Here is a 7,578-nt window from a genome sequence, read left to right on the forward strand (position 1 = left end):
CGCGACGCCCACTGGAGGTACCGGTGCCGAACGCGCGGATCATGCGACCGAGTCGTGCAGCGTGGGTAAGGACGGCAGCTTCATGGCTGTGACGGTCGCAAGCCCGCCTACCGGTGTCCTCCCAGACATCTATCGGCCCCAGGGGTATGAAACTCGGGGACGAACGGGAGGCGGCCGGCGAGGGAGCGGGCGCCCGCCGCCCGGTTGCCGGTGGACAGGACCGCAAGGCCCAGCGGCGGAGGAATCATTCCCGGCCTGTCGCCGCTGGGCGCTTGGCGACCCGGACGCCCCGGAGGCGCCGTGGTGCGCGTGCGGGGTGGAACCGTGGGCCACGGTGGCGCCGTGAGTGTCGCGGCGATAGCAACTCGATAGCCCCGCCTTCTAGCTTCGAATCTGGCCGTGCGAAGCGGAAATCGAAAGAGGACATCCGTCTGCGGTTGGCTTCGACACGAGCCGAACAAGGACCGCCAGGAGAAGCCCTGGACGTCCACCAGACAGGAAGGAGGTGGCCGACATGCGGATCTCGATTGATCGCCCCGACGTGCTCGACATCGTCTGCTTCATGGTGTAGTCGGTCCAGTGGCCCGGGGCGGCCGGTGGCAACCAAAAATTGCCCTGGCCGGCCCCGGGCCGTCCCATGATCTGTAGAGAGGAGGTCCAATGAGTTTCGGCATCCCGGCCGACCCGCGCATCAAGGCCATCTACTCGGCGTACCGTTTCGACGAGCGCCGGTTCCGTATCGGGGCCCAGCGTGGCATCACCGCCGATTTCGACGATCCCGACGGGCAGGTCTGGGCCCTGGTGGATGCCCTGGACGGACGGCCTGTCGGCGAGGTGATCACGACCGTCCGGGCACAGCACCCGCAACTGTCCGCGCAGGACATCCTGGACGGGATCGCCACCCTGGACGCGGAGGGCTTTGTAGAAGCTGCTGAGCCGGGCGGACGCCGGGAAGCGGAGATCGACGAGCGCTTCCTGCCCAATGTTCGTTACTTCAGCCGCTTCAGCGGGCTGCACGGTGACCGATTCGCGGCGCACGACCGGCTCCGCGACGCACGGGTGCTGTTGCTGGGGCTCGGCGGCGCCGGTTCGAACATCCTCACCCTGCTTGTCGGCGCGGGCGTCGGGCGTCTGACGGTGGTCGATGACGACACCGTCGAGGCAGGCAACCTCGGACGGCAGTTCCTCTATCGTCACGCCGACATCGGCCGGCTCAAGGCGGAGGTGGCGGCGGAGGTCTGCGCGGCAGTGAACCCGTCCTGCCAGGTGGAGCCGGTGGTACGGCGGATCGAATCCGCCGAGGATGTGCTCGCGCTGTCCGGTGACGTCGATCTGGTGGTGTGTGCGATCGACGAGCCACCGGTACTGTCGCAACGGCGGGTCAACACCGCCTGTGTGGCCACTGAGGTTCCCTGCGTCTTCGGGGGGTCGCAGGTCACCCGTGGTCGAGTCTTCACCGTGGTTCCGGGGCAGTCCGGATGTGTGGACTGCCTGTACATCCACTACTCGATGAAGGATCCGGATTTCACCAAGCAGTTCTTCGGATTCCTCGACAGCGGGATGGCGAACCCGTCGATCGCGTACGGTCCGGGCATGTTCCTCCTCACCGCGACCATGGCCGACGAGGCTGTCCGGGTGCTGACGGGATACGCTCCACCCCGTTCGATATCCAGGCAGTTCGAACTGGACTACGAATCCGGGCAGGCGCATCAGGTGCTGGAATGGCCGCGGCTGGCAGATGAGTGCCCGACCTGCGGCGCCGGCCGGGAGGCGGATTGGGCGATCTTCTCCCATCACCGGTTCGGGGCGGTGGGGAATCCCGACCTGGTTCGTGCCTGAGGAAGCCGGTCCTTGAGCAGGCGCGTGGGCGTTCTGCCGGCGTCTCGGCGATCCAGCCGACGACGGCCGGGCCGCAGTGGACCAGGCGGCGGCTGTGCTGTCGAGGCTTAGCCGGAGATTCCAGGGCGAAGGACCCGGGCGGTCCGGGCCGCTCGCCCCGGGCGGGCGGCCCGGTGTGGCGGCGACGATCGGGGTACGGCCGGACGACCCGACCGGCGCCGACGATCGGAGTGATCCGTATGACCGCCGTGATCGCCACCCGCCCCCGCCCGGCATCGGCCGCACCGCCGGAAGGCGAGCCGTCCGCCCCGTCCGCACCGGGCATCGAGACCCTGGTCGACAACGGGCTCCGGGCGCTTGACGACTACGCGGCCCTCGACCAGGAGCAGGTCGACCGGATCGTGGCGAAGGCCTCGGTGGCGGCGCTGGGCCGGCACGCGGAACTGGCCCGGATGGCGGTGGCCGAGACCGGCCGGGGCGTCTTCGAGGACAAGGCCGTCAAGAACATCTTCGCCTGCGAGCACGTCACCAACCACATGGCGGGCCTGAGGACGGTCGGGGTCATCGCCCGGGACGAGATCAACGGCATCGTCGAGATCGCCGAGCCGGTCGGCGTGGTCTGCGCCGTCACCCCGGTCACCAATCCCACGTCCACGACCATCTTCAAGGCGCTGCTGGGCCTCAAGACCCGCAACCCGATGATCTTCGCGTTCCACCCGGCCGCGCAGCGGTGCAGCGCCGAGGCGGCCCGGGTGGTCCGGGACGCGGCGGTCGCGGCCGGCGCGCCCGAGCACTGCGTCCAGTGGGTCGAGCAGCCCTCCGTCGAGGCCACCGGCGCGCTCATGAGGCATCCCGGGGTGTCCACGATCCTGGCCACCGGCGGCAACGGCATGGTCCGGGCGGCGTACTCGTCCGGCAAGCCGGCGCTCGGCGTGGGCGCCGGCAACGTGCCGGCGTACGTGCACCGCGCCGCGAAGCTGCGCCGCGCGGCGCACGACATCGTGCTGTCGAAGTCGTTCGACAACGGCATGATCTGCGCCTCCGAGCAGGCAGTGATCATCGACGCCGAGGTCTACGCCGCGATGATGGCCGAGTTTCAGCGGCTGCACGTCCACGTGGCCACGCCCGACGAGAAGCGCCGGATCGAGCAGTTGATCTTCGGTGACCCCGCCGGTGGCGATCCCACGAGCGGCGTCGACTGCGCCGGCGGGCGGCTCAACCCGCAGGTCGTCGGTCAGAGCGCCCGCTGGATCGCCGAACACGCCGGCGTGACCGTCCCGGCGGAGACGTCGGTGATCCTGGTCGAGGCGGACCACGTCGGCCCGACCGAGCCGCTCACCCGGGAGAAGCTCTGCCCCGTCCTGGCGGTGCTGCGCGCCGGGTCGACCGAGGACGGCATCCGGTACGCCGAGCAGATGGTCGAACTGAACGGCCTCGGTCACAGCGCCGTCATCCACACCGAGGACGAGCGACTCGTCGAGGAGTACGGCCGGCGGGTCAAGGCGGTGCGTGTCATCTGGAACGCGCCCGCGTCGCAGGGCGGCATCGGCGACATGTACAACGCCTTCCTGCCGTCGCTGACGTTGGGCTGCGGCAGCTACGGACGCAACTCGGTGTCGAACAACGTCTCCGCGGTCGACCTGCTCAACATCAAGCGGATCGGGCGCCGGACCAACAACCTGCAGTGGTTCAAGGTCCCGCCGAAGATCTACTTCGAGCCGAACGCCGTCCGCTACCTGGCCGACATGCCCGACGTGCACCGCGTCACCGTGGTCACCGACCACACCATGACCCGGCTGGGCTACGTCGACCGGCTGATCACCGTCCTGCAACGACGCCCCGACCGGGTGGCCCTGCAGATCATCGACGATGTCGAGCCGGAGCCGAGCGTCGGCACGGTGGACCGGGGCGCGGAGCTGATGCGGTCCTTCCGGCCCGACACCATCGTCGCCCTGGGCGGGGGCTCGGCCATGGACGCCGCCAAGGTGATGTGGCTGCGGTACGAGCACCCGGAAGTCGTCTTCGCCGACATGCGGGAGAAGTTCTTCGACATCCGCAAACGGGCCTTCAAGTTCCCGACGCTGGGGGAGCGGGCCCGGCTGGTCTGCATCCCCACGACCTCCGGCACCGGCGCCGAGGTGACCCCGTTCGCGGTCATCACCGACACCGCCACCGGCAAGAAGTTCCCACTCGCCGACTACGCGCTGACGCCGAGCGTGGCCATCGTCGACCCGGTGCTCGCCGCCGACCTGCCACCCACCATCACCGCGGACAGCGGCTTCGACGCGCTGACGCACGCCACCGAGTCGTACGTGTCGGTCTACGCCAACGACTTCACCGACGGGCTCGCGTTGCAGGCCGTCAGGCTCATCTTCACCTACCTGGAGCGGGCGGTGCGCGACGGCGCGGCCGACGCCGAGGCCCGGGAGAAGATGCACAACGCGGGCACCATCGCCGGCATGGCGTTCGGCAGTGCCTTCCTCGGCATCGTGCACGCCATGTCGCACACGCTGGGCGCGACCTTCCACGTGGCGCACGGGCGGACCAACGCGATCCTGATGCCGCACGTCATCCGCTACAACGGCACGACGCCGACCAAGCTGACCGGATGGCCCAAGTACGAGCACTACCGGGCGCCGGAGCGGTTCCAGGACATCGCCCGGATGCTGGGCCTGCCGGCGGCCACCCCGGCCGAGGCGGTCGAGTCGTACGCCACCGCGGTGGAGAGGCTGCGCGACGCCGTCGGCATCGAGCCGTCCTTCCAGGCCGTCGGCGTCGACGAGGACGCCTTCCTGGCAGCGCTGCCCCAGCAGGCGCTCAACGCCTACGAGGACCAGTGCGCCCCGGCCAACCCGCGGATGCCGATGCTCGACGACATGCAGGCGCTCATGCGGGCCGCGTACTACGGCAAGGGGTGACGGCCGGACGACGGCCGAGCGTGAGGGGCGGCCCGGGTCTGCCGGCCGCCCCCACCGCGACGTCGCGCGTGCAGGCGTCGATCTCCGGATCGGGCTGCCACACCCGACTGGTTCATCATGGTGCCCCGTCAGGCCTCGCGGCGGCGGCGTGTTGCCGGTTCACGACGAGCAGCGCCACGGTGCAGGCGACCGGCAGGATGCCGGCGAACTCGTTGTCCAGGAGCCAGAAGACCTGCACCACGAGCAGCTCCACCATCAGGGCCACCTCGAACAGCCCGGCCGCCGGCCGGCCACGGGTCGAGCGCCACAACCCGAGGACCCCGAGCACGAACGCGGTGGAGGCGAACGCCGCGTAGATGGCGTTGGGCAGGTTGGGCTGCCGAGACAGCAGCACGAGTGGGCGACCCAGCGAGAAGAGGGTGATCAGCGCGATCGCCGGGGCGGTCCAGCGGCGGACGAACGGGCGGCGGCAGAAGCCGGCCAGCGCCGCCCGCCACCGCTCGCGGACCCGGGTCAGCCACTCACCGCCCGTCGCCGAGCCGGCGTAGCCGTCGGCCGTCCGCTGCGCCGCGTTGACCAGCCGTTCCCGCTCGCTCAGGGGCCGCCGGTTGACGGCGAGTCGCACCGCGACGTACGTCGCGACGAAGACGGCGTAGATGATGGCGGCGACGGGCTCGTAGAAGTAGTTGTTGTCGGCGGTGAGGAACTTGCCGACCTCGTCGATGAACAACCCGAACCCGACACCGGCCACGAGGGCGGCGGCGTTCTTCACCGCGCTGCCGAGGAACAGCGTGGTCATCAGCTGGGCGGCGAGCATTGCGAGGCCGCCCCACAGCACGTGCGCCACGTGCAGCCCGCCGCTGCCCACCTGGGGGTAGCCGGTCATGCCCAGGAACGCCCTGGTCACCAGGATCGTGACCACCGCGGCGACGAGAAACAGCGTGAACCGGTCCGCGCCGCCCTCGTCCCGGACCAGGTGACGCGCCCAGAGGCGACCGATCCGGGTCCGCGGCGGATCGGACCGGGCGCCGGGCCGCCTGTCGGGCCGGCGCGGGCCACTTGTGGACGTGGACGCTGGCTGGGTCACGTCCTCATCCTCTGCCGGTCGGCCGGCCCGGACGTCCACAGGAAACCCCGACGTCCACAGGAAACCCTCCACACTTCGCCCGGCCACTGAGGGAAATACCATACCGGATCGGCCATTGCCGGCGCCGCCCGACGACGGGGTGATCCTCGCCCGGACCGAGGGGATCGCGCCTGCCCGCTCCCGGGCAGCCGCCGCATGTCGTCCTCGACAGGCCGCGTCGAGATCCCGCGCAGCCCCCGGCGGCCAGCCCGTGGCGCCGGCGGGGCGAGCTTGCCACCGATGATCGGTGCGCGGCGCCAAGCTGGGGATACTGACGGAGTATAGGGATCCTGCTCATGGTGAACGAGCCCTCTCGGTCGCCTTCAGGCAGGGGATCCCATGTACGTCGCAGACCCAATCAGCCCGCTCGGTGGCACCCCACTGCTCTTCCTGCTCCTGCAGATCGGCGTGCTGCTGCTGGCCGCGGCTCTGCTCGGCAAGCTGGCCGCGCGGCTCTCCTTCCCCGCCATTGTCGGCGAGTTGTTGGCCGGCGTCCTGCTTGGACCGTCGTTGCTGGGGGGCGTCGCACCGGCGGCGTTCCGATGGCTGTTTCCGCCCACCGCCGAACAGTTTCACCTGCTCGACGCCGTCGGGCAGGTCGGGTTGGTGCTGCTGGTGGCGTTCACCGGCGCGAGCCTGGATCTGCGGATGATCCGCCGGCGCCATCAGACCGCGCTGCGGGTGAGTCTGCCGGGGCTGCTGATCCCGCTGGCCCTCGGCGTCACGGTGGGGGTGCTGCTTCCGCGGTCGCTGCTGTCGGAGCACGGTCAACGGCCGGCGTTCGCGCTGTTCCTGGGAATCGCCATGGCGGTCAGCGCCATTCCGGTGATCGCGAAGACCCTGATGGACCTGCGGATGATCCACCGCAACGTCGGGCAGCTCATCCTGATGGCAGGCACGGTCGACGACCTGCTGGGGTGGCTCGGCCTGTCCGTGGTGACGGCCGTCGCGACAACGGGACTGCGCGCCGGCGACCTGGTGCTGCCGATCGCGTACCTGGCCGCCGTGGTACTGGTCGCCGTGTTCGTCGGGCGTCCGCTGGTCGGCCGCGTGATGCGGGTCGCGAGTCGGTCGGAGGGCCAGGGCCCCGTCCTGGTCAGCGCGACCATCCTGATCGTGCTGTGCGCGACCGCCACTCAGGCGCTGCATCTGGAGGCCATCTTCGGCGCGTTGATCGGGGGCATGTTGATCGGCAGCGCCGGTCCGGAGGTGGTGCGGCGCCTCGCCCCGCTGCGCCTGCTGGTGACCGCGGTGCTGGCGCCGCTGTTCTTCGCCACCGCCGGGCTGCGCATGGATCTCACGTTGCTGGCCAAGCCGCTCGTGCTCGGCATCGCGACGCTGCTGCTGGTGATCGCCATCGTGGGCAAGTTCAGCGGCGCGTTCCTCGGCGCCTGGCTCAGTGGCCTCAACCGCTGGGAGGCGGTCGCTCTCGGCGCGGGCATGAACGCACGCGGCGTGATGGAGGTGGTCATCGCCATGGTCGGTGTGCAGCTGGGCGTCCTGACGACCACGATGTACACCACGATCGTCCTCATCGCGATCGTGACCTCGCTGATGAGTCCGCCACTGCTGCGGTTCGGCATGTCCCGGCTGCAGATCACCGCGGACGAGGAGATGCGGCTGCGCGCGTACGACGAGCCGGCCGCGGCACCGCCGGCGGCCACCCGCCCGTGAGCTGCGCGGATGCGCGGATAG

Annotated in this window: 4 protein-coding genes; 3 read left to right on the forward strand and 1 reads right to left on the reverse strand. The window is 70.2% G+C overall.

Annotated features, from left to right (window positions below; all coding sequences use genetic code 11):
- Positions 1–660: 660 nt before the first annotated feature.
- On the forward strand, positions 661–1,839 hold the full coding sequence (locus TPA0908_RS17380; protein WP_281939218.1) for a HesA/MoeB/ThiF family protein: 1,179 nt from the start codon (positions 661–663) through the stop codon (positions 1,837–1,839).
- Positions 1,840–2,078: 239 nt separating this feature from the next.
- Positions 2,079–4,757 carry a bifunctional acetaldehyde-CoA/alcohol dehydrogenase gene (gene adhE, locus TPA0908_RS17385; RefSeq protein ID WP_281939220.1) on the forward strand — a complete coding sequence of 893 codons (2,679 nt, stop codon included), beginning with the start codon at positions 2,079–2,081 and terminating at the stop codon, positions 4,755–4,757.
- A 115-nt stretch (positions 4,758–4,872) separates the two neighbouring features.
- Here adhE and TPA0908_RS17390 read toward each other — a convergent pair whose 3' ends face one another.
- The gene (locus TPA0908_RS17390; RefSeq protein WP_281939221.1) at positions 4,873–5,844 is read right to left on the reverse strand and encodes a hypothetical protein; all 972 of its coding nucleotides are present in this window, start codon (positions 5,842–5,844) and stop codon (positions 4,873–4,875) included.
- A gap of 378 nt (positions 5,845–6,222) precedes the next feature.
- Here TPA0908_RS17390 and TPA0908_RS17395 point away from each other — a divergent pair, with 378 nt between their 5' ends.
- Complete coding sequence (locus TPA0908_RS17395; RefSeq protein ID WP_281939224.1) at positions 6,223–7,557, forward strand: cation:proton antiporter; 1,335 nt, start codon at positions 6,223–6,225, stop codon at positions 7,555–7,557.
- Positions 7,558–7,578: the final 21 nt, after the last annotated feature.

It is taken from the genome of Micromonospora sp. AKA38, assembly GCF_027925725.1.
Taxonomy (GTDB): Bacteria; Actinomycetota; Actinomycetes; order Mycobacteriales; family Micromonosporaceae; genus Micromonospora.